Origin of the sequence: Ottowia sp., assembly GCF_035444425.1 — a bacterium.
Lineage (GTDB): Bacteria > Pseudomonadota > Gammaproteobacteria > Burkholderiales > Burkholderiaceae_C > Ottowia.
The window spans coordinates 1-21,807 of sequence record NZ_DAOMOQ010000045.1; the positions used below are offsets into that span (position 1 = coordinate 1).

General features: G+C 68.7%; 21 protein-coding genes. 15 read left to right on the forward strand and 6 right to left on the reverse strand.

Going from position 1 to position 21,807, the window contains the following annotated elements; genetic code table 11:
* A partial coding sequence (locus PK606_RS13725; RefSeq protein ID WP_324564786.1) for a hypothetical protein occupies positions 1-186 on the reverse strand: 186 nt, incomplete at its 3' end.
* Positions 187-284: 98 nt separating this feature from the next.
* On the opposite strand from PK606_RS13725, the gene PK606_RS13730 reads away from it, so the two are divergent.
* Both PK606_RS13730 and hprK read left to right on the forward strand, forming a co-directional pair.
* Positions 285-752 carry a PTS sugar transporter subunit IIA gene (locus PK606_RS13730; protein WP_324564787.1) on the forward strand — a complete coding sequence of 156 codons (468 nt, stop codon included), beginning with the start codon at positions 285-287 and terminating at the stop codon, positions 750-752.
* 77 nt (positions 753-829) lie between these two features.
* Positions 830-1,789: an HPr(Ser) kinase/phosphatase gene (gene hprK, locus PK606_RS13735; RefSeq protein WP_324564788.1), complete on the forward strand. Its 960-nt coding sequence runs from the start codon at positions 830-832 to the stop codon at positions 1,787-1,789.
* 52 nt (positions 1,790-1,841) lie between these two features.
* Here the strand turns inward: hprK and fur are convergent, their stop codons facing one another.
* On the reverse strand, positions 1,842-2,306 hold the full coding sequence (fur, locus tag PK606_RS13740; protein ID WP_324564789.1) for a ferric iron uptake transcriptional regulator: 465 nt from the start codon (positions 2,304-2,306) through the stop codon (positions 1,842-1,844).
* 72 nt (positions 2,307-2,378) lie between these two features.
* Between fur and PK606_RS13745 the strand changes: the two genes are divergently transcribed.
* The 11 genes from PK606_RS13745 (at position 2,379) to PK606_RS13795 (ending at position 14,993) form a co-directional block, all read left to right on the forward strand.
* Complete coding sequence (locus PK606_RS13745; RefSeq protein ID WP_324564790.1) at positions 2,379-2,951, forward strand: outer membrane protein assembly factor BamE; 573 nt, start codon at positions 2,379-2,381, stop codon at positions 2,949-2,951.
* 49 nt (positions 2,952-3,000) lie between these two features.
* Complete coding sequence (gene dapB / locus PK606_RS13750; RefSeq protein ID WP_324564791.1) at positions 3,001-3,819, forward strand: 4-hydroxy-tetrahydrodipicolinate reductase; 819 nt, start codon at positions 3,001-3,003, stop codon at positions 3,817-3,819.
* Positions 3,820-3,838: 19 nt separating this feature from the next.
* Positions 3,839-4,477: a MotA/TolQ/ExbB proton channel family protein gene (locus tag PK606_RS13755; RefSeq protein WP_324564793.1), complete on the forward strand. Its 639-nt coding sequence runs from the start codon at positions 3,839-3,841 to the stop codon at positions 4,475-4,477.
* Between the two features lie 127 nt (positions 4,478-4,604).
* Positions 4,605-5,129: an ExbD/TolR family protein gene (locus PK606_RS13760; RefSeq protein WP_324564794.1), complete on the forward strand. Its 525-nt coding sequence runs from the start codon at positions 4,605-4,607 to the stop codon at positions 5,127-5,129.
* An 80-nt stretch (positions 5,130-5,209) separates the two neighbouring features.
* Positions 5,210-7,903: a leucine--tRNA ligase gene (gene leuS, locus PK606_RS13765; protein WP_324564796.1), complete on the forward strand. Its 2,694-nt coding sequence runs from the start codon at positions 5,210-5,212 to the stop codon at positions 7,901-7,903.
* Complete coding sequence (locus PK606_RS13770; RefSeq protein WP_324564797.1) at positions 7,903-8,403, forward strand: LPS-assembly lipoprotein LptE; 501 nt, start codon at positions 7,903-7,905, stop codon at positions 8,401-8,403. Before leuS ends, PK606_RS13770 begins: the two co-directional genes overlap by 1 nt.
* A 225-nt stretch (positions 8,404-8,628) precedes the next feature.
* Complete coding sequence (gene holA / locus PK606_RS13775; protein ID WP_324564799.1) at positions 8,629-9,693, forward strand: DNA polymerase III subunit delta; 1,065 nt, start codon at positions 8,629-8,631, stop codon at positions 9,691-9,693.
* A gap of 144 nt (positions 9,694-9,837) precedes the next feature.
* Positions 9,838-10,236, forward strand: coding sequence for a hypothetical protein (locus tag PK606_RS13780; protein ID WP_324564800.1), 399 nt, complete (start codon positions 9,838-9,840; stop codon positions 10,234-10,236).
* Between the two features lie 25 nt (positions 10,237-10,261).
* The gene (locus PK606_RS13785) at positions 10,262-11,542 is read left to right on the forward strand and encodes a glutamate-5-semialdehyde dehydrogenase (RefSeq protein WP_324564802.1); all 1,281 of its coding nucleotides are present in this window, start codon (positions 10,262-10,264) and stop codon (positions 11,540-11,542) included.
* Positions 11,543-11,698: 156 nt separating this feature from the next.
* The gene (gene gshA, locus PK606_RS13790) at positions 11,699-12,985 is read left to right on the forward strand and encodes a glutamate--cysteine ligase (RefSeq protein WP_324564803.1); all 1,287 of its coding nucleotides are present in this window, start codon (positions 11,699-11,701) and stop codon (positions 12,983-12,985) included.
* 136 nt (positions 12,986-13,121) lie between these two features.
* Positions 13,122-14,993 (forward strand): potassium transporter Kup, encoded by a 1,872-nt coding sequence (locus tag PK606_RS13795; RefSeq protein WP_324564804.1) that lies wholly within the window; start codon positions 13,122-13,124, stop codon positions 14,991-14,993.
* Positions 14,994-15,065: 72 nt separating this feature from the next.
* Here the strand turns inward: PK606_RS13795 and PK606_RS13800 are convergent, their stop codons facing one another.
* The 4 genes from PK606_RS13800 to PK606_RS13815 form a co-directional block, all read right to left on the reverse strand.
* Positions 15,066-16,031, reverse strand: coding sequence for a Bug family tripartite tricarboxylate transporter substrate binding protein (locus PK606_RS13800; RefSeq protein WP_324564806.1), 966 nt, complete (start codon positions 16,029-16,031; stop codon positions 15,066-15,068).
* Between the two features lie 71 nt (positions 16,032-16,102).
* Positions 16,103-17,083, reverse strand: coding sequence for a hydroxymethylglutaryl-CoA lyase (locus PK606_RS13805; protein WP_324564807.1), 981 nt, complete (start codon positions 17,081-17,083; stop codon positions 16,103-16,105).
* A complete protein-coding gene (locus tag PK606_RS13810) occupies positions 17,080-18,120 on the reverse strand; it encodes an alpha/beta hydrolase (RefSeq protein WP_324564808.1) in 1,041 nt (346 codons plus the stop codon). The genes PK606_RS13805 and PK606_RS13810 overlap by 4 nt, the downstream gene beginning before the upstream one ends.
* 27 nt (positions 18,121-18,147) lie before the next feature.
* On the reverse strand, positions 18,148-19,395 hold the full coding sequence (locus PK606_RS13815) for a CaiB/BaiF CoA transferase family protein (protein WP_502920848.1): 1,248 nt from the start codon (positions 19,393-19,395) through the stop codon (positions 18,148-18,150).
* A 58-nt stretch (positions 19,396-19,453) separates the two neighbouring features.
* On the opposite strand from PK606_RS13815, the gene PK606_RS13820 reads away from it, so the two are divergent.
* Positions 19,454-20,653 carry a benzoate/H(+) symporter BenE family transporter gene (locus PK606_RS13820; RefSeq protein ID WP_324564810.1) on the forward strand — a complete coding sequence of 400 codons (1,200 nt, stop codon included), beginning with the start codon at positions 19,454-19,456 and terminating at the stop codon, positions 20,651-20,653.
* Positions 20,650-21,594 (forward strand): glutathione synthase, encoded by a 945-nt coding sequence (gshB, locus tag PK606_RS13825; RefSeq protein WP_324564812.1) that lies wholly within the window; start codon positions 20,650-20,652, stop codon positions 21,592-21,594. Before PK606_RS13820 ends, gshB begins: the two co-directional genes overlap by 4 nt.
* Positions 21,595-21,807 lie beyond the last annotated feature (213 nt).

Sequence of the window (21,807 nt, forward strand, 5' to 3'; positions counted from 1 at the left end):
TCGCAGCACCTTACGCCGGGTGAGGTGTTGCACTTCAGATTTGAGGCCGCCGAGCGAAGACTGTAGACTCCAGCTTGCAAGCCGCGTCGGTAATGCCGGGCGGCTTTTTTTTGAAGCTTTGACCTCGACGCGAGCCTCTGCGCGCAGGCAAAACCCCAAGCCTGTCCGCCGCAACGAGACGCCCATTAACGGTATTTTTTGGCGGTGACACCGCCCACGTGCGCGCAGCCGGATCGCGGATAGCCTGATCCCGGCGCGTCGGAGCATAATTCGCGCCTATACCCATGAATCGTCTTGCTTCCATTCTCCCGGCGTCGCAGGTGCTGGTCGGTGTCGACGCGACCAGCAAGAAGCGCGCGTTCGAAGAAGCCGGGCTGCTGTTCGAGAACCTGCACGGCCTGTCGCGCGCGCTGATCACCGACAGCCTGTTTGCGCGCGAGCGCCTGGGCTCGACCGGCCTGGGGCACGGCGTGGCGATCCCGCATGGCCGCATCAAGGGCCTGAAGGCGCCGATGGCGGCGGTGCTGCAACTGGCGCAGCCGATCGGCTTCGATGCGCCGGACGAGAAGCCGGTCGGCCTGCTGATCTTCCTGCTGGTGCCCGAGGCGGCGACGCAGAAGCACCTGGAGATCCTGTCCGAGATCGCCGAGCTTCTGAGCGATGCCGAACTGCGCGAACGCATCAAGGTGGCGGCCTCGACCGCCGAGCTGCATGGCCTGATCGCGGACTGGCAGTCCGCCCAGCCGGCCTGATCGCCGCGTGGACGCTGGCGCCGCGGGTGGCCGCGCGAACGCACTGACCGGCTGCTGAAGCGCCGGCTCCCTGCTTCATGAAACCGACCGTCATCAGCGCCGACGTGCTGTTCGAGGATCACCGCGCCGCGCTGCGCTGGCAGTGGCTGGCCGGCCTGGATGCGTCGGAGCGACGCTTCGACGAGGTGGCAGTGCGGCAGGCGCGCTCGGGCGCCGACCTGGTCGGCTACCTGAACTACATCCATCCCTACCGCGTGCAGGTGCTGGGGCCGCGCGAGGTGGCCTACCTGACCAACGCCTCGCCAGAGGACTGCGCGCGCCGCGTGGCGCGCATCGTCACGCTGGAGCCGCCGGTGCTGGTGCTGTGCGATGGCGAGGCCGCGCCGGACGCGCTGCTGTCGATGTGCGAGCGGGCCCACATCCCGTTGTTTGCGACGCACGAGTCGGCGGCCTTCGTCATCGACGTGCTGCGCGCCTACCTGTCCAAGCACTTTGCCGACCGCACCACCATGCACGGCGTGTTCATGGACATCCTGGGCCTGGGCGTGATGATCACCGGCGAATCCGGGCTGGGCAAGAGCGAGTTGGGGTTGGAACTGATTTCGCGCGGCCATGGCCTGGTGGCCGACGACGCGGTCGACCTGTTTCGCATCAACCAGACCACCATCGAGGGCCGCTGCCCCGAGCTGCTGCAGAACCTGCTCGAGGTGCGCGGCATCGGTCTGCTCGACATCCGCGCCATCTTCGGCGAGACCGCGGTGCGCCGGCGCATGCGGCTGCGCCTGATCGTGCACCTGGTGCGGCGCGAGACCATGGAGCGCGAGCACGAGCGCCTGCCCTACGAGCCGCTGACGCAGGAAGTGCTCGGCGTGCCGATCCAGAAGGCGGTGATCCAGGTGGTGGCGGGTCGCAACATCGCCGTGCTGGTGGAGGCCGCGGTGCGCAACCACATCCTGCAGCTGCGCGGCATCGACACCTACCAGGAATTCGTCGAGCGCCACCGCAAGGCGATGGAAAAGGGCGCGGAAACGCTTTGACGACCGTGCCTGGGGGCGCGGTGTGCCGCCGAGCGGTCAGGGCAGGAAGGCGTCAGCGACCGGCTGCCGGTGCCGGCGGTGTGGCCGCGGCGTCGCGGTACGGGCACTTGACCTTGGTGCAGTGGGCGTACAGGCTCAGCGCGTGGTCGGCGATCTCGAAACCCTTGGCCTTGGCGACCGCGTGCTGCTGCTTCTCGATCTCGGGATTGAAGAATTCCTCGACGTGGCCGCAATCCAGGCACACCAGGTGATCGTGGTGCTGGTCGTCGCGCAACTCGTAGACCGCGCGGCCGACCTCGAAATGGTTGCGGTTCAGGATGCCGGCCTGCTCGAACTGGGTCAGCACGCGGTACACGGTGGCCAAACCGATATCCGAGTTTTCGGCCAGCAGCACGCGGTAGATGTCCTCGGCCGTCAGGTGGCGCTGCTCGGAAGTCTGGAAGATTTCCAGGATCTTCAGGCGCGGCGCCGTGGCCTTGAGACCGGTGCTCTTCAGTTCCTCGATGTTGCTTTCCATGCCGGATCGACACGGGGCGTGTGTTGGGGCGCCGCTACAATGTCTGGCCGTATTGTGCATGAGCCGGGATCCATGTCCGTCCTTCCTCGAACCCATGTCCGCGTGACCTGTCAGGTCATCCTGGTCGTGCTGGCCACGGGCCTGAGCGCCTGCAGCAGCTTCAACCAGGGTACCCGCGGCCTGGCCGATGCCCTGACCCTCTACAAGCCGGAGGTGGTGCAGGGCAACTTCGTCTCGAGCGAGCAGGTGCAGGCATTGCGGCCGGGCATGACGCGCCTGCAGGTGCGCGACATCCTGGGCACGCCGCTGGTGGCCAGCCTGTTCCATACCGACCGCTGGGACTACGTCTTCACCATGAAGCGCCAGGGCGTCGAACCGCAGCGTTACCGCCTGAGCGTGTTCTTCGAGGGCGATACGCTGGCGCGCTTCGAGGGCGACGAGATGCCCAGCGAGTCCGAATTCGTGCAGCGCATCAGTCGCGAGCGCAAGATCAAGGTGCCGGTGCTGGAGGCAACACCAGAGCAATTGGCCAAGTTCCCGTCCGGCGGCGGTGAAGCGAATGCGGCAGACGCCGCGCCCGCCGCCGCATCCGAGCCGACGCCGCGCCCGGCCGGCAGCTATCCGCCGCTGGAGCCGGCGCGTTGAGGCGCTGGCGTGCCGCGGTGCGGCGGCGTCCAACCCTTTGGTTTTCCCGATGACCACATCTTCAGTGACACAGCGCGTGGCGGTGGCCGGCGCCAGCGGCCGCATGGGCCAGATGCTGATCGAGGCCGTGCGTGCCGCGGACGACTGCCGGCTGACCGGCGCGCTCGACCGGCCGGACAGCCCGGCGCTGGGCCAGGACGCCGGCCAGCCGATCGGCCAGCAGACCGGGGTGAGCGTGACGGCCGATCTGGCGGCCGGCCTGCAGAACGCCCAGGTGCTGATCGACTTCACCCGACCGGAAGCCACCATGGCGCACCTGGCTGCTTGCCGCGAGCGGGGCGTGGCGCTGGTGATCGGCACCACCGGCTTCAGCGAGGCGCAGAAGGCCGAGATCGCAGCCGCCGCCCGGCAGATTCCCATCGTCATGGCGCCCAACATGAGCGTCGGCGTCAACGTCACCTTCAAGCTGCTGGAGATGGCCGCCAGGGCGCTGTCGACCGGCTACGACATCGAGGTGATCGAGGCGCACCACCGCCACAAGGTCGATGCACCGAGCGGCACCGCACTCAAGATGGGCGAGGTGCTGGCCGAGGCGCTCGGGCGCGACCTGAAGGACTGCGCCGTCTACGAGCGCCACGGCCATACCGGCGAGCGCGATCCGTCCACCATCGGCTTCGCCACCATCCGCGGCGGCGACATCGTCGGCGACCACACGGTGCTGTTCGCCGGCACCGGCGAGCGCATCGAGATCTCGCACAAGGCCGGCAGCCGCGCCGGCTACGCCCAGGGCAGCCTGCGCGCGGTGCGCTTCCTGGCCGGCAAGCCGAGCGGCCTGTACGACATGTTCGACGTGTTGAACCTGCGCTGATCCAACGAGTCTTTTTCCCATGAACCTGCAACAAGTTTTCATGCAGAGCGATGCGGTCGGCAAGTCGGTCGCGATCCTGCTGCTGCTGATGTCGATCGCCAGCTGGGTGGTGATCCTGTGGAAGGCCTGGATGCTGCGCCGCGCGGCCGGCGAAGTGACGCGCGGCGTCGCCGCCTTCTGGCAGGCGCCGACGCTGGCCGAGGGCGCCACGCGCGCCGGCGGCATCGACCGCGCGGGGCTGGTGCAGCCGCTGATCGAATCGACCCAGATGCCGGCCGATGGCACGCTGGCGGCGACCGGTGACCGGGCGCAGCAGCTCACGCGCGGACTGCGCGACGCCTTGCACGGAGTCGGCGGGCGCCTGCAGTTCGGCCAGGTGCTGCTGGCCACCACCGGCGCCACGGCGCCCTTCATCGGCCTGCTGGGCACGGTGTGGGGCATCTACCACGCGCTGATCAACATCGCCGCGTCAGGCCAGATCTCGATCGAGCGCGTCGCCGGCCCGGTCGGTGAGGCGCTGATCATGACCGCCGCCGGCCTCGCGGTGGCCATTCCCGCCGTGCTGGCCTACAACTGGTTCGGCCGCAGCATCGGGCGCATCGAGGCCGAGCTGGAAGGCTTTGCCAATGACCTCCGTGAACTCCTTGTCAACCGCTGATTCGGTGATGAAGCAAACGGTACCCGATCCACTGATCCAGCCGCTGCAGGGCTGTCCCAAGGCGGCTGCGGCCCCCTCGAGGGGCAGCGCAGCACGCGCCGCGGCGAAGCGTGGGGACATGTGACGCATGGCATTCGGAAGACTCGAACGCGGCAGCAAGGGCAAGGAGCCCATGAGCGACATCAACGTCACGCCCATGGTCGATGTGATGCTGGTGCTGGTGGTGATCTTCATCATCACGGCGCCGCTGCTGGCCAGCTCGATCCGGCTCGACCTGCCCAAGACCGACGCCGCCAAGCCGGGCGATCCGCCCAAGTTCGTCACCGTGGTGGTGGACAAGGCGGGCCAGGTGTTCTTCGACGACCGGCCGGTGACGCAGGGCGAGCTCGGTGGCGCGCTGCTGGATGCCGCGCGCGCGAATCCGGACACCGAGGTGCAGCTGCGTGCCGACCAGGGTGTGCCCTATGGCCGCGTGGTCGAGGTGATGGGTGAAGCCCACAAGGCCGGGCTGAACCGCATCGGCTTCGTGGCCGAGGCGCCGCCGGGCGGGGCACCGCCCACGGCGGAAACGCCGGCACCCGGCGGCGGCGCCCCAGCCGATCCGGCGGCGGTGACGCCGCCCGCTGCGCCGGCACCGGCCGCCTCGGGCTGAGCCGGATCGGACGGAAAGCGGCAGCCCGGCGGCTGCGCTGACCGCGGGGGCGACACCCGCCGCCGCCTACAATTTGCGCCATGCAAGAACGATACAGCCACCTCGACGTGGAACGCGCCGCGCAGGCGCACTGGCAGGCCACCGACGCCTACCGCGTCACCGAAGACGCGAGCAAGCCCAAGTACTACGCCTGCTCGATGCTGCCCTACCCCAGCGGCAAGCTGCACATGGGCCATGTGCGCAACTACACCATCAACGACATGCTGGCGCGCCAGCTGCGCATGAAGGGCTTCAACGTGCTGATGCCGATGGGCTGGGACGCCTTCGGCCTGCCGGCCGAGAACGCCGCGCTCAAGAACGGCGTGCCGCCGGCCAGGTGGACCTACGACAACATCGCCACCATGAAGGGCCAGATGCTGGCCATGGGGCTGGCGATCGACTGGAGCCGCGAAGTCGCCACCTGCGACGCCACGTATTACAAGTGGAACCAGTGGCTGTTCCTGAAGATGCTGGAAAAGGGCATCGCCTACCGCAAGACCCAGGTCGTCAACTGGGACCCGGTCGACCAGACCGTGCTGGCCAACGAGCAGGTCATCGACGGCCGCGGCTGGCGCACCGGCGCGCCGGTGGAAAAGCGCGAGATCCCGGGCTACTACCTGAAGATCACCGACTACGCGCAGGAATTGCTCGACCACGTGCAGATCGGCAACCCGAAGGCCACGCTGGAGGGCTGGCCCGAGCGCGTGCGGCTGATGCAGGAGAACTGGATCGGCAAGAGCGAAGGCGTGCGCTTCGCCTTCACGCACGACATCCGGGGCGAAGACGGCGAGCCGATCCAGGGCGGCCGCATGTACGTGTTCACCACGCGTGCCGACACCATCATGGGCGTCACCTTCTGCGCCGTGGCACCCGAGCACCCGCTGGCGACGCAGGCTGCCAAGGGCAACCCCGAACTGGCGGCCTTCATCGAGAAGTGCAAGCAGGGCGGCACCACCGAGGCCGAGCTGGCCGCCAAGGACAAGGAAGGCATGCCCACCGGCCTGAGCGTGACGCACCCGCTGACCGGCGAGGCGGTGCCGCTGTGGATCGGTAACTACGTGCTGATGGGTTACGGCGATGGCGCCGTGATGGGCGTGCCGGCGCACGACGAGCGCGACTTCGCCTTCGCGCTGAAGTATGGGCTGCCGATCCTGCAGGTGGTGCACGTCGACGGCCAGGACTACAACTACACCCAATGGCAGGACTGGTACGCCGACAAGCAGCACGGTGTCACCGTCAACTCCGACATCTTCAGCGGCATGGCCTACCAGGAGGCGGTGAACGCCGTCGCCAAGGCGCTGGCCGAGCAGGACCTGGGCCAGAAGCTGACCACCTGGCGCCTGCGCGACTGGGGCATCTCGCGCCAGCGCTACTGGGGCACGCCGATCCCGATGATCCACTGCGCCGACTGCGGCACCGTGCCGGTGCCCGAGCAGGACCTGCCGGTGGTGCTGCCGCAGGACCTGGTGCCCGATGGGTCGGGCAACCCGCTGAACAAGTGCGAGGCCTTCCTGAAGGTCGATTGCCCGTGCTGCGGCAAACCGGCGCGGCGCGAGACCGACACCATGGACACCTTCATCGATTCGTCCTGGTACTTCATGCGCTACTGCGACCCGGCCAACGAGCAGGCCATGGTCGCCGGCGGCACGCAGTACTGGATGCCGATGGACCAGTACATCGGGGGCATCGAGCATGCCATCCTGCACCTGCTGTATGCGCGCTTCTGGACCAAGGTGATGCGCGACCTCGGGCTGGTGTCGATCGACGAGCCCTTTACCCGCCTGCTGACGCAGGGCATGGTGCTGAACCACATCTACAGCCGCCGCAACGAGAAGGGCGGCATCGAGTACTTCTGGCCGGCCGACGTCGACCCGGTGATCGACGCCGACGGCAAGCAGGTCGGCGCCAGGCTGAACAAGGCCGTCGGCAAGCTGCCCGCCGGCACGCCGATCGACTACGAGGGCGTGGGCACCATGTCCAAGTCGAAGAACAACGGCGTCGATCCGCAGGACCTGATCGAGAAGTACGGCGCCGACACCGCGCGCCTGTACACCATGTTCACGGCGCCGCCCGAGGCGACGCTGGAGTGGAACGATGCCGCCGTCGAGGGCAGCTACCGCTTCCTGCGCCGGGTCTGGAACTTCGGCAGCAAGCTGCAGCCGATCGGCAACGTGGCCGCGAGCGCGCTGCTGGCGGCCGCAGCCGGCCACAACGGGATCGAGTTCAGCCGGGCCGCGAAGGCGCTGCGCCACGAGATCCACACCGTGCTGGGCCAGGTCGACTACGACTACCGGCGCCTGCAGTACAACACCGTGGTGTCCGGCGCGATGAAGCTGCTGAACGCGCTGGAATCGTTCCAGGGTGATGGCTCGCGCGGCGACAACGCGGCGCTGGCCGAGGGCTTTTCCAAGCTGCTGCGCGTGCTGTGCCCGGTCACACCGCACATCACCCACGTGCTGTGGCAGCAGCTCGGCTTCGCCGCCGTGCAGGGTGAACTGCTTGATGCACCCTGGCCCCAGGTCGATGCGCAGGCGCTGCAGCAGGACGAAGTGGAGCTGGTGCTGCAGGTCAACGGCAAGCTGCGCGGTGCCATCCTGGTGCCGGCCGCCGCCAGCAAGGAGGCGATCGAGCAGGCCGCGCTGGCCAGCGAGGCCTTTGCCCGCCACGGCGCCGGTGGCACGGTGCGCCGGGTCGTGGTCGTGCCCGGGCGGCTGGTCAACGTGGTGGTGGCTTGATGAACCCGCCGCGTCGCCGACTGCTGCTCGCGCTCGGCGGCGCGCCGTGGCTGGTGGCGTGCGGCTTCCAGTTGCGCCAGGCGCCCGAGTTCGGCTTCCGCCGCATCGCGCTGGCGATGCCGGCCACCGCACTGGCGACCGAGTTGCGCCGGCAGTTGCAGGGTACCGGCCGCGTCGAGGTGCTGGCCGACGCCGCCAAAGCGGGCGCCGGCGACGTGGTGCTGGAAAGCCCGGGTGAGCAGCGCGAGCGTACCGTGGTCAGCGTCACCGCGACCGGCGAGGTGCGCGAGTTCCAGTTGCTGATCCGCTTGCGCTTCCGCCTGCGCACGCCGGAAGGGCGCGAACTGCTGCCGATGTCGGAAATCACGCGGCAGATCGACCAGAGCTACAGCGAATCGGCGGCCTTGTCGAAGGAGCAGGAGGCGCTGATGCTCTACCAGAGCATGCAGAGCGACATCGTGCAGCAGGTGATGCGGCGCCTGGCGACGGTGAGAATATGATCCCCCTGAGTCGCCTGCGGCGCCTTCCCCCCTCTGCCACGCGAGGGGGGACAACGCCAGTGCCCGGCGCAGGTCCGGGCACGGCGTTCGCTGGTATGGCGTGCTCCGCCGCCTCCGGAATGGCTTGCTGCGCAGCCCGTTCACTCCCTCTCCCGCGTGCGGGAGAGGGCCGGGGTGAGGGTGCCGCGTCATTGTTGGACACAACATCCGATCACGGGGCCTGATATGCAATTGGCAGTGGCCCAACTAGCCAACCACCTGCAAAAGGGCCTGCGTCCGCTCTACACGCTGCACGGCGACGAGCCGCTGCTGCTGCAGGAAGCGGCCGACGCCATCCGCGCCGCGGCGCGTGCCCAGGGCTATACCGAGCGCAGCGTGCATACCGTGGCGGGTGCGCATTTCGACTGGAGCGCGGTGCTGGCGGCCGGCAGCAGCTTGAGCCTGTTTGCCGACAAGCAGGTCGTCGAGGTGCGCATCCCGTCCGGCAAGCCCGGCAAGGATGGCAGCGCGGCCTTGCAGCAGCTCGCCGCCAACGCCGCCGGTGACGACAGCACGCTGACCCTGGTGCTGCTGCCGCGGCTCGACAAGCAGACGCGCTCCGGCGCCTGGTTCGGGGCGCTCGATGGCGCCGGCGTCACGGTGCAACTCGACGTCATCGAGCGCGCCGCGCTGCCGCAGTGGATCGCGCAGCGGCTGGCGGCGCAGGGCCAGCGCGTCGCGCCGGGCGAGGCCGGGCAGCACGCATTGGCCTTCTTCGCCGATCGGGTCGAGGGCAACCTGCTGGCGGCGCACCAGGAGATCACCAAGCTCGGGCTGCTGTACCCGGCCGGCGAGCTGAGCGCCGAGCAGATCGAGGCCGCCGTGCTCAACGTGGCGCGCTACGACGTCTTCAAGCTCTCCGAGGCGATCCTCGGTGGCCAGCGCGCGCGCGTGCAGCGCATGCTCGACGGCCTGCGCGCCGAGGGCGAGGCCGAGGCGCGGGTGCACTACGCGGTGGCCGAGGAGATCCGTGCGCTCAAGCGGGTCAAGGATGCGCTCGCCGCCGGCCGGCCGCTGCCGATGGCGCTGCGCGAGCAGCGCATCTGGGGCCTGCGCGAGCGCGTGTTCGAGCGCGTGCTGCCGCGCCTGACCGAGATGCAGCTGGCCAATCTGCTGCACGCCGCGCACCAGGTCGACGGCATCGTCAAGGGCCTGAAGCATCCCGGCTGGCCGCAGGACGGCTGGCAGGCGCTGCACCGGCTGGCGCAGGGCCTGTGCGCGGCCTGCAGCGGTGCGGTGGCGCGGCGCTGAAGCGGCCCGGGTGTTGCCCGCACCTGTGCGTGTGCATCGACGAATTCATACAGGTGCGTGGCCCGGCTTGGCTTACCATGCCCAGCGATGCCGTCCCGCTGTGGCCCTGGGCCCGCCGGTGCGGCGCTTCGCAGGAGCTGCCCCATGTCATCACGACCCGTTCTCCACCGTGCCTTGCTTGCCGTGACCTTGGTGCTGGGCGCCGGCTGGCTGGCGGCCTGTACCACGCCGATGCCGCCCACAACCGCGGCGGCGCCGGCCAGCACGCCCCTGCAGGTGTTCAAGAGCCGCGGATCGGTGCAGTGCGGTGACCGCGGCACGGCGCCCGAGCTGATGCGCGCCGAGCTGGAGCGTGCCGGCGTGCGCGTGCTGAGCACCGCTTGCGGCAGCGACGGGCGCATGTATCCAGCGGTCTGCGGCGGCGCCACCGGCGAGATCAACCTGTTCGGGATCGACGCCGGTGACGTCGAGCGCGCCCGTGCGCTGGGCTTTGCCCCCTTGAGCGAGCTGCGCGGCGACGCCCAGGTGGTGCCCTGCCGATAACGGGTCAATCTGCGAAAATTGATGCATGAACGCTCCCAACGTTTTCGAGACCATGCAACTGCTCGGACTGCAGGCACGCCAGGCCTCGCGCGCCATGGCGCGCGCCGGCACGGCGGCGCGTAACCGGGCGCTGCGCGAACTGGCGCGGCTGCTGCGCGAGCAGGTGGAGCCGTTGCAGGCGCCCAACCAGCGTGATCTGGCGCGTGCGCAGGGCGCCGGCCTGGCCGAGCCGATGGTGGATCGCCTGAAGCTGACACCGAAGATCATCGAGACCTGCGCCGAGGGCTGCGAGCAGCTGGCGGCGATGCCCGACATCATCGGCGACATCGTCGGGATGAAGCAGCAGCCCAGCGGCATCCGGGTCGGCCAGATGCGGGTGCCGATCGGCGTCTTCGGCATGATCTACGAGAGCCGGCCGAATGTCACCATCGAGGCCGCCAGCCTGTCGATCAAGAGCGGCAACGCCTGCATCCTGCGCGGCGGCAGCGAGGCGATCGAATCCAACAAGGCGCTGGCGGCGCTGGTGCAGCAGGCGCTGCAAGTCGCCGGCCTGCCGAAGGAGGCGGTGCAGCTGGTGCCGACCACCGACCGCGCCGCCGTCGGGCAGTTGATCGCGATGCCGGAGTTCGTCGACGTCATCATCCCGCGCGGCGGCAAGGGGCTGATCGAGCGCATCAGTGCCGAAGCCAAGGTGCCGGTGATCAAGCACCTGGACGGCAACTGCCACACCTACGTCGATGATCCCAGCGATCTCGACATGGCAGTGAAGCTGGTCGATAACGCCAAGACGCAGAAGTACAGCCCCTGCAACGCCACCGAGAGCCTGCTGGTAGCGCGCGGCGTGGCGGCCGAATTCTTGCCGCGCATCGGCGCCGTGCTGGCGGCCAAGGGCGTGGAGATGCGCGGCGATGCCGAATCGATGCGCCTGCTGGCCGGGGTGCCGGCCGCCAAACTGGTGCCGGCGACCGAGCAGGACTGGTCGGAGGAGTACCTGGCGCCGATCGTCAGCGTCAAGCTGGTGGCCGGCCTGGACGAGGCGATTGAGCACATCAACCGCTACTCCAGCCACCACACCGACGCCATCGTCACCACCGACCACCGGCACGCGCAGCGCTTCCTGCGCGAGGTCGATTCGGCGAGCGTGATGGTCAACGCCAGCACGCGCTTCGCCGATGGCTTCGAGTACGGCCTGGGCGCCGAGATCGGCATCAGCACCGACAAGTTCCACGCCCGCGGGCCAGTCGGCATCGAGGGACTGACATCCTTGAAATGGGTGGTGCTGGGCGAGGGCGAGACACGCAGCTGAGTGCGTAGGCAGCCGGCTGGCGTCGCCCTGGTCGGCCAGGCGGCGGCGTGCGGGGCGATGCCGCTGCAGGATTGATCGGATCGGATTTTTCGCGGCCTAGAATGCATGGCCGCCGTTGCCTTGGCCAACGGCCCGTTCACCGATCAACGCCTACTCATGGTTCCTCACCTCGTCACCGCGCTGACCGGCCCCATCAATGAGCTGGAACAGCGCCTGCTCGACGCCACGCCGGTGATCGAGCGCTGGTTCCGGCTCGAGTGGATGGAGCACACGCCGCCGCTGTACTGCGCGGTGGACATCCGCAACGCCGGCTTCAAGCTGGCGCCGGTCGACACGAATTTGTACCCCGACGGCTGGCACAACCTGTCGCCCGACGTGCTGCCGCTGGCGGTGCAGGCGGCGCAGGCGGCGATCGAGAAGATCTGCCCCGAGGCGCGCAACCTGCTGATCGTGCCCGAGAACGGCAAGCCGAGCAGCTTCTACCTGGCCAGCCTGGCGCGGCTGCAGGAGATCTTCCGCATGGCCGGGCTGAACGTGCGCTTTGGCTCGATCGACCCGGCCGTCAAGCGCAGCACCTCGATCACGCTGCCGGACGGCGAGAAGCTGACGCTGGAGCCGGCGCAGCGCACGCGCTACCGCCTGGGGCTGAAGTACTTCGACCCCTGCACCATCCTGCTCAACAACGATCTCGCGGCCGGCGCGCCCGGCATCCTGGAGGAGTTGCACGAGCAGTTCCTGCTGCCGCCGCTGCAGGCCGGCTGGACGGTGCGGCGCAAGAGCCGCCACTTCCAGTGCTATGAGGACGTGAGCAAGCGCTTCGGCAAGCTGATCGGCATCGATCCCTGGCTGATCAACCCGCTGTTCACCAGCTGCGGCGAACTCGACCTGAACGAGGCCGGCAGCGCCGAATGCCTGCGCGGCCACGTCGACGCACTGCTGACCAAGGTGCGGCGCAAGTACAAGGAATACGGCATCAACGAGAAGCCGTTCGTGGTCGTCAAGGCCGACCGTGGCACCCACGGCATGGGCATCATGACGGTGCGCGACGTGCGCGACCTGGAGCAGCTCAGCCGCAAGCCGGCGCGCGGCAAGGCGTCGCAGATGCCCAGCGGCGAGGTCATCATCCAGGAAGGCGTGCTGACCAACGAGCGCATCCACGACGCCATGGCCGAGCCGGTGGTCTACATGATCGACCGCTACGTGGTCGGCGGCTTCTACCGCGTGCATGCCGACCGCGGCGTCGACGAGAACCTGAACGCGCCGGGCGCGCGCTTCGTGCCGCTGGCCTTCGCTGGCGGCGCCCAGCTGCCCAAGCCGGGTGCCAGGGGCGAGGCGCGGGCGCCGAACCGCTTCTACATGTACGGGGTGATCGCCCGCCTGGCCATGGTCGCCGCCAGCTACGAGCTGGAGGCGACCGACCCGGAGCTGCAGGCCATCAGCTGAGAGCCTGCCGCCCGCAGCAGTTGCCGCGCCGCCACACTCGCGCGGCCGGCGTCAGCCGCTGGATGCCCGGCGCGGGCACAATGCGCAGGTCATCGACTCAGGCGCCGCGCCCGAACCGCAAGGGCCGGCGTTTTTCGTGTCCACCTCGAAATCGTCCCTGGGCGCCCTGACGCTGGGCGCGATCGGCGTCGTCTACGGCGACATCGGCACCAGCGTGCTCTACACGCTGAAGGAGGTGTTCGGCTCCGGCCACGTGCCGTTCACGCCGGCCAACGTCTACGGCGTGCTGTCGATCGTGTTCTGGACGCTGACCGTGATCGTCTCGCTGAAGTACGTCACGCTGGTGCTGCGCGCCGACAACCACGGCGAGGGCGGGCTGGTGGCGATGCTGGCGCTGGCCTCGCAAAGCGTCAAGGACAAGGCGCCGGCGCTGCGCAAGTGGATGCTGCTGATCGGCATCTTCGGCGCCTGCCTGTTCTACGGCGACGGCGTCATCACGCCGGCGATCACGGTGCTGTCTGCCGTCGAGGGCCTGGACGTGGTGTCGCCGCTGTTCCGGCGTGCGGTGATCCCGCTCACGCTGCTGATCCTGTTCGTGCTGTTCTGGGTGCAAAAGCGCGGCACCGGCGGCATCGGCCGGTTCGTCGGCCCGATCATGGTGCTGTGGTTCATCGCCATCGCATTGCTGGGCATCTACCACATCGCCGGCCACCCGGAGATCCTTGCAGCGCTCAGCCCACACCATGCGCTGCGTTTCATCTGGCAGCACCCGGGCATCACCTTCATCATCCTCGGCGCGGTGGTGCTGTGCGTGACCGGCGGCGAGGCGCTATACGCCGACATGGGCCATTTCGGCCGCAAGCCGATCCGCGTGGCCTGGTTCTCCATCGTCATGCCGTGCCTGACGCTGAACTACTTCGGTCAGGGTGCGCTGCTGCTGGACAACCCCGACGCGGTGAAGAACCCGTTCTTCATGCTGGCGCCTGAGTGGCTGACGCTGCCGCTGGTCGGCCTGGCCACGATGGCGGCGGTGATCGCCTCGCAGGCGCTGATCTCGGGCGCCTTCAGCGTCACCAAGCAGGTGATCCAACTCGGCTACCTGCCGCGCCTGCAGATCCGCCACACCAGCACGCGCGACACTGGGCAGATCTACATGCCCTTCGTCAACTGGAGCCTGTTCGTGGCGATCGTGCTGGCGGTGGTGATGTTCCGCTCGTCCAGCAACCTGGCGGCGGCCTACGGCATCGCGGTGACGCTGGACATGACCATCACCACCGTGCTCACCTTCTTCGTCATCCGCTACGGCTGGGGCTACCCGCTGGCGCTGGGCCTGGCCGCCACCGGCTTCTTCCTCGTCGTCGACCTGGCGTTCTTCAGCTCCAACCTGCTCAAGCTGGTCGACGGCGGCTGGTTCCCGATCTTCATCGGCGGCGCCGTGTTCGTGCTGATGACGACCTGGAAGGATGGGCGCGAGCGCCTGAACCAGAGCCTGCGCGAAAGCTCGATCGACCTGCCCTCGCTGCTCGAATCGCTGTTCGTCAGCCCGCCGCAGCGCGTGCGCGGCACGGCCGTGTTCATGGCCGCCGAGCCCGGCATCGTGCCGAACGCGCTGATGCACAACCTCAAGCACAACAAGGTGCTGCACGAGCAGAACCTGTTCGTCACCGTGCGCTATTTCGAGGTGCCCTGGATCGGCATGGAGCAGCGCCTCGCGATCGAGCCGCTGGGCCATGACTGCTGGCAGGTGATCGTGCGCTACGGCTTCAAGAACGATGTCAACCTGCCGCGCGCGCTCGGCATGGCGAGTGGGCGCGGCATCGTGCTGAACCCGATGACCACCAGCTACTTCCTGTCGCGCGACATCGTCACGCCGACGCTGGGCAAGGGCATGGCCCTGTGGCGCGAGAAGCTGTTCGCGCAGATGCACCACAGCGCCACCGGCGCGGCCGAGTTCCTCAGCCTGCCGAGCAATGCGGTGGTGGAACTGGGCAGCAAGGTCGAAATCTAGCAAGGACAAGAGGGCCTACCGCGCCCGATCGATCAGGCGCGGCAGGGCCTTCTTGCCACGACTCGAGCCCGCTCAATCTGCCTCGATCTTCGACGCCTTGATCACCTTGGCCCACTCGGCGTAGTCCGCACTCACCTTCTCGCCCAGCTGTGGCGGCGACTGGTAGTCGGCTGTGGCACCCTGGTCAAGCGCCTTCTGCCTGAAGGCCGGGTCGGCCATGACCTTCTGCACATCGGCTGCCAGCTTGGCTGCAATGTCCTTGGGCATCGCAGCTGGCGCGAACAGGGCGAACCACGAGGTCGGCGTGAGCCTGGGATAGCCTGCCTCGGCCGTGGTCGGCACCTCGGGCAGGCTGGGCAGGCGCTCCTTGCCGGTCACCGCCAGCACGCGCAGCTTGCCGCCGGCGATGTGCTGCATGAACGGCGGTGCGGTGCCGAAGGTTAGCTGCACCTGGCCCGCCAGCAGGTCCTGCAGTGCCGGGCCGGTGCCTTTGTACGGCACGTGCACCATCCGGATGCCGGCCTGCTGCTCGAGCATGGCGCCGGTCACGTGCTGCAGCGAGCCGTTGCCGGACGAGGCGTAGTTCAGCTTGCCCGGGTTCGCCTTGGCGTAGGCGACCAACTCGGCCAGCGTCTTCACCGGCACGTCGTCGCGCACCACGATGATCTGCGGCGCCGACAGGATGTTGGCGATGGGCTGGAAGTCGGCCAGCTCCCACTGGCGCTGCTTCATCAGGTGCGGCGAGATGACGTGGTAGCCTGAGTACTGCATCAGCAGCGTGTAGCCGTCCGCCGGGGCGCGCTTGACGATGGACGCGGCGATGGCGCCGTTGCCGCCGCCCTTGTTGTCGACCACCACCTGCTGGCCCACCACCGAGCTCAAGCCCTGGGCCAGCATGCGGCCGGCCAGGTCGGTGGTGCCGCCCGCGGCGGCGGGCACGACCAGGGTGATAGGCTTGGCCGGGTAGGCCTGTGCAAAGGCGCCGCCGGCCGCCAGCGCGGCAGCCAGGGCGAGGAAGTGCTTGCGGGTCATGTGCATGGGTAGGTCTCCTTGGTATGAAATGAAAGGCATCGGTACTTGGTGGTCGGCGGCGGGTCGCGGCTGTTCGATCAGCGTTCGCGCGCCAGTGCGCGCTCGCGCACCGCGTCGAGGTTGGGCGGTACGGGGTGCAGGTCCAGTCGCCGGCCGGCCTTGACGATCTGGCTCGGCACGTCGTGGCCGATCAGCGCGGGCAGGCGCCGTGCGGCGGCGATCAGGCAGCCGAGATCGACGCCGGTGTCGTGGCCCATCAGCTGCAGCGCGTGCACGATCTCCTCGCTGCACACGTTGCCGGTGGCACCGGGCGCGTAGGGGCAGCCGCCCAGCCCGCCGAGCGAAGTGTCGAAGCGATCCGCACCCGCGTCGATGGCCGCCAGCACATTGGCCAGGCCCATGCCGCGCGTGTTGTGGAAATGCAGGGTCAGCTCGGTGCCCGGCCAGCGCTCGCGGGCGGCGCGCGTGATCGCGCTCACCTGCGTGGGAAAGGCCATGCCCGTGGTGTCGCACAGGGTCAGTCCCCGCACCCCCAGGTCGACGAAGCGCTGCGCCCAGCCAAACACTTCGCTGCCGGCCACGTCGCCCTCCATCGGGCAGCCGAACACGCAGGACAGCGATACGTTCACCGGCACGCGCGCGGCCTGCGCGGTGCGCACCACCTCGGCGAGTCCGGCAAACGACTGCGCGCGCGTCATGCGCAGGTTCACCAGGTTGTGCGTCTCGCTCGCGGACATCACCAGGTTGAGCTCGTCGGTGCGCGACTCGATGGCGCGCTCGGCGCCGCGCACGTTGGGCACCAGCGCGGTGTAGACCACGCCGGGCACCCGCGCAATCTCGCGCATCACCACCTCGGCGTCGCGCAGCGCCGGGATCGCCTGGGGCGAGGTGAACGAAGTCACCTCGATCTTGGCCAGGCCGGCCTGCGACAGGGTATCGACCAAAGCGATCTTGTCTTCGGTCGGCACGAACCGCGCCTCCATCTGCAGGCCGTCGCGCGTGCCGACTTCCTGGATGCGGATGCGGCGGCCGGCGCCGGTGAACGCGCCGGCGGTCACTTCACGAGCCCTCGTTCAACCAGCCATTGCTGGATCAGGGCTGCCACCTGGTCGGAGTTGCGGTCCATCATCACCATGTGGCTGTTGCCCTGGATGCCACGCTGCGGCAGCACGATCACGTCGCCGCGGCCACCCGCGTTCACCAGCCCCTGGCGGAACGACTCCTGCCGCTTGAAGACGGCCTGCCAGAAGTCGAACTCGTCCAGGTAGTCACCCCACACCCACAGCATGGGAATGTGCTTGAGGCGGGCAAAGTCGGTGGTGGAGGGGTCGGGCGAGCCGCTGGTTTCCACGGCCACGATGGCCTTGACCTTGTCCGGATGCTTCAACGCCGAGTTGAAGGCGAAGTTGCCGCCCTGGCTGTGCACCACGATCACGCACGGGCAGGCCTGGTTCACGTAGGCGTCGTAGGCGGCCTGGGTCGCGGCGTCGTTGGTGGCCCAGCGCGGAATGCTCTGGCGCGTGAACTGCGTGAAGGCATCGATGGGGAACAGCGTGCCCGGCATCACCACCCGCTTCGCCGGATCGCTGTCGTAGGCCCTGCCGAAGCGGAACAGCTCCCATGCCTCCTTGGCGGTGCGGAACACCGGCTCGGTCTTGAAGATCTCGGGGTAGCGTGCCCACGAGGCGCGACCGCGCTCGACGGCATCGCTCACGTACACGTCCCAGCCCTGGCGCAGGAAGAACATTTCCCAGCCGGGTCCGCCGTCCGGCTTGGTCTCGAAGGTCATGCCGGCCAGGCCGCCACCGTGCCACATCAGCATCGGCACCTTGCCGCGCGGATCGACCAGGCGCGTGTAGCGCGTGTACATCTGCTCCACCGCGAACTCGCCATTGGGGTTGAGCTTGGCAGGCGGCGAGCCGGGGCTGTAGGTGATCTCGCGCTCGGGCAGGCCACTGAGCGTGACGGTGCGGCCGCCCACGTGGTAGCTGCCCACTTCCTTCACGCGCAGGCCGTCGGAGTTGCCGCAGGCGGCCAGCAGAGCGGCCAGGGCCGTGGTGGCAACCAGCGCGGCTGTGCGCTTCCAAGTCTTCATGTCGTGTCTCCTGGGTTGGATGATGGGTCAATCGCTCGGCCTGCCCGCGACGATGCCGCTTTCACGCAGCGTCGTGATCTGTTCGGCGGACAGGCCCATCTCGCGCAGCACCGCGTCGGTGTCGTCGCCCACATGCGGGGCGTTGCTGCGCACGGTGCCGGGTGTGGCCGAGAGCTTGGGCACGATGCCGGGCACCTCTACCGTGTAGCCGTCGCGCGTGGGCTGCTGCAGGATCATGTCGCGGGCGCGGTAGTGCGGGTCTTCGGCGATGTCCCTGGCGGTGTAGACCTTGCCGACTGGCACACGCGCTGCGGCCAGCGCGCCCAGCACCTGCTGTACGGTGCGCTGTTCGGTCCAGGCTTGGATGGCCGCGTCGATCTCGGTCACGCGCGCCACGCGGCCGGCGTTGTCAGCCAGGTCAGCCGCCGCACCCAGGTCGTCGCGGCCGATGGTGGCCATCAGTCGCTTGAAGATGCTGTCGCCATTGCCGGCCACCAACACCCAGCCGTCGGTGCAGGCGTAGGCGTTGCTGGGCGCGATGCCGGGCAGGGCGCTGCCGGCCGCCTCGCGCACGGCGCCGAAGGCGCTGTATTCGGGCAGCAGGCTTTCCATCACGTTGAATACCGCCTCGTGCAGCGCCACGTCGATCACCTGACCAGCGCCCCCGTGGACCTTGCGGTTGTACAGCGCCATCATCACGCCGATGACGCCGTGCAGCGCCGCCAGCGTGTCGCCGATCGACACGCCCACGCGCACCGGCACCCGGCCCGGCTCCGCCGTCAGGTGGCGTAGCCCGCCCATGGCTTCGCCGATCACCCCGAAGCCCGGCAGGTCGCGGTACGGCCCGGTCTGACCGTAGCCGGAAATGCGCAGGATCACCAGCCCGGGGTTCAGCGCGTGCAACTCGGCTGGCGACATGCCCCAGCCTTCCAGCGTGCCGGGACGGAAGTTTTCGATCAATATGTCGGCCTCGGCGATCAGTCCGCGCGCCAGTTCCTGCCCTTTCGGCTGGCGCAGGTCGATCGCCACCGAGCGCTTGTTGCGCGACTGCACCTGCCACCAGACCGAGGTGCCGTCCTTGATCAGGCGCCAGTTGCGCAGCGGGTCGCCGGCGCCGGGCGGCTCGATCTTGATCACCTCGGCGCCGAACTCGCCCAGCGTCTTGGCGGCAAACGGCCCGGCGATTAGCTGGCCCATCTCGATCACGCGCACGCCGGCCAGCGCGGCGGGGGTGGTGGTGTTCATGTCGTGCAGGTTTTCTGGGGTCGCGGCCATGCCGGCATCCTGCCATGAAGCGCGGGCGGGTGCGCCGCCGGCCGGCACAATCGCCGCCATGCGTTTCTTCAAGGATCTGAGCGCCATGTCCGCCACGGCCGGCGTTGTGGCGGTGCTGGTGGCCTACAGCAGCTCGGTGGCGATCGTGTTCCAGGCCGCGCTGGCGTTCGGCGCCACGCCGGCGCAGGTGTCGTCGTGGATGTGGGCGCTCGGCATCGGCATGGGTTTGTGCACCGCGCTGCCGTCGCTGCTGCTGCGCCAGCCGGTAATGGTGGCCTGGTCCACGCCTGGCGCGGCGGTGCTGGCGACGGCGGGGGCGGCCGGCGGCTTCTCGATGGGTGAGGCGGTGGGCGCCTTCATGGGGTGCGCGCTGCTGATCATCCTGGCCGGCGCCACCGGCTGGTTCGAGCGCGTGATGAACCGCATCCCGATGGCGATCGCCGCCGCGCTGCTGGCCGGCGTGCTGGCCAGCTTCGGCCTGCAGGCCTTCGGCGCGGCGCAGCATGCGCTGCCGCTGGTGCTCAGCATGCTCGGCGTCTACCTGATCGGCCGCCGGCTGGTGTCGCGCTATGCGGTGCTGGCGACGCTGCTGGCCGGCATCGCCGTGGCAGCGCTGCTGGGGCAGATCAAGTCACCGGGCATCACCGGGCTGGGCGATGCGCTGGCGCGGCCGGTGTTCATGACGCCGGTGTTCACGTGGCAGGCGGCGGTCAGCCTGGCGCTGCCGCTGTTCGTGGTCACCATGGCATCGCAGAACCTGCCGGGCGTGGCGGTGATGCGCAGCACCGGCTACCAGATGCCGGTGTCGCGCCTGATCACGCTCACCGGCGTAGTCACGCTGCTGCTGGCGTCGTTCGGTGCCTTCGCGCTCAACTTCAGCGCCATCACCGCCGCCATCTGCATGGGCGAGGAGGCGCACCCCGACAAGGCGCGCCGCTACACCGCCGCCACCGTGTGCGGGCTGCTGTACGTGCTGCTGGGCGTCTTCGGCGCCGTCATCGCGGCGCTGCTGGCGGCGTTCCCGAGCGCGCTGGTGCTGGCCATCGCCGGGCTGGCGCTGCTGGGCGGCATCGGCAATGGCCTCACGCAGGCGCTGCACGAGGACGGCACGCGCGAGGCGGCGCTGATCACCTTCCTGGTCACGCTCAGCGGCGTGGTCATTGCCGGCATCGGCTCGGCCTTCTGGGGCGTGGTTGCCGGCAGCGTGGCGCTGTTTGTGCAACAGTACGGCCGGAAAACCCAAACCGCGAATCCATGAAACTGCTTTTCGTCGCCGACCCGATCGAGTCCTTCAAGGCCTACAAGGACACCACCTACACCATGATGCGCGAAGCCGAGCGGCGCGGCCACAGCATCACGGCCTGCGAGCCGCGCCACCTGCGCTGGCACAGCGGCGGTCGCGTGCAGGCCCAGGTGCGCGACATTCGCCTCACCGGCGACGAGAGCGCCTGGTTCGCCGTGCAGGCCACGCGCGAGGCCGCGCTGGCCGAGTTCGACGCCGTGCTGATGCGCAAGGATCCGCCCTTCGACGCCGAGTTCATCTACGCCACCCACCTGCTCGAGCAGGCCGAGCGCGAGGGCGCGCGTGTCATCAACAGCCCGCAGGCGCTGCGCAACCACCCCGAGAAGCTGGCGGTGATGGAGTTCCAGCAGTACCTCGGCCCGACCCTGGTCACGCGCTCGCCCGAGGATGTCAAGCAGTTCCACGCCGAGCACGGCGAGATCGTGCTCAAACCCCTGGACGGCATGGGCGGCATGGGCATCTTCCGCGTTGGCCCGGACGGCCTCAACCTGGGCTCGATCACCGAGACGCTGAACCACCACGGCGCCACCACCTTCATGGTGCAGAAGTTCCTGCCCGAGATCGTGGCCGGCGACAAGCGCATCATCATCATCGACGGCGAGCCGGCGCCCTACGTGCTGGCGCGCATCCCGCAGGGCAGCGAGGTGCGCGGCAACCTGGCCACCGGCGGCAAGGGCGTAGCGCAGCCGCTCAGCGACGCCGACCGCGCCACCGCGCGCGCCATCGGTGGCGTGCTGGCGCCGCGCGGCCTGCTGATGATCGGGCTGGACATCATCGGCACCAAGGTGACCGAGATCAACGTCACCAGCCCGACGGGCTTTCGCGAGATCCTGGACCAGACCGGCTGCGACGTGCCGGCGCTGTACGTGGATGCGGTGGAGCGGGCGGTGCGTTGAGTTTCTTGCTAAGCCTAACTAAATCTTTGGAGTTTGTTAATGGCTAAAGTAAGAGGTCACTCTTACTTCTTCTCTTCGCCTTCTAGCAAGTAGCAGCTACCTTCGTGAACGGCTACACCAACTGCAGTAACTGCGGCTGGGATGATGACAAACGGAGACATTACTCATAAGTCAGTAATATAGGCGACACTTGGATGCTTGAAGAACGAGCGA